Genomic DNA, 524 nt, shown 5'->3' on the forward strand with positions numbered 1-524 from the left:
ATAGAAAATGAGCGAAGAAAAATTCGAACAAGCAAAAGGAAATATCAAAGAGACTATTGGAGATGCTACTGATAATAAGGATTTAAAAGCAGAAGGTAAAGGAGATAAAGCTTCTGGTAAAGCCAAAGAAGTAGTAGATGATGTTAAAGATAAAGCTAATGACTTGATTGATAAAGTTAAAGGAGATAAAAACTAAATAAAAATTAAAACGTCTTAAGTATTATTATGTAGCATACTTGGGACGTTTTTTATTTAAAGTGAATAAAAATAAATAATAAGACACGCATTTATGCCGAGAAAATTTATTGAKGTTGAGAAGAACCCTTAACTAAACTTGGAGACGAATGTCGGCATAGCGTGAGCTATTAAGCCGACSATTCGACAAGTTTWGGGATTGTTAAGGGTTCCGAGGCTCAACGTCAATAAAGCAATTGGAATAAAGCAACAAAAGGAGTTGAAGAAAATGAGTGAGAAAACTAAGAAAAGCATTCGTATAGCATTATCTTTTGCACAAGTAGTAGTAC

General features: G+C 32.4%; 1 protein-coding gene. It reads left to right on the forward strand.

Annotated features, from left to right (window positions below; translation table 11 throughout):
* Positions 1-7: 7 nt before the first annotated feature.
* The gene (locus tag AC1DQ3_RS36725; protein WP_002440614.1) at positions 8-196 is read left to right on the forward strand and encodes a CsbD family protein; all 189 of its coding nucleotides are present in this window, start codon (positions 8-10) and stop codon (positions 194-196) included.
* Positions 197-524: the final 328 nt, after the last annotated feature.

This window comes from Cupriavidus sp. 01T418, assembly GCF_056398885.1.

Coding starts and splice junctions, on each gene's coding strand:
- AC1DQ3_RS36725 (WP_002440614.1), top strand. CDS start 8: ATGAGCGAAGAAAAATTCGAACAAGCAAAAGGAAATATCAAAGAGACT.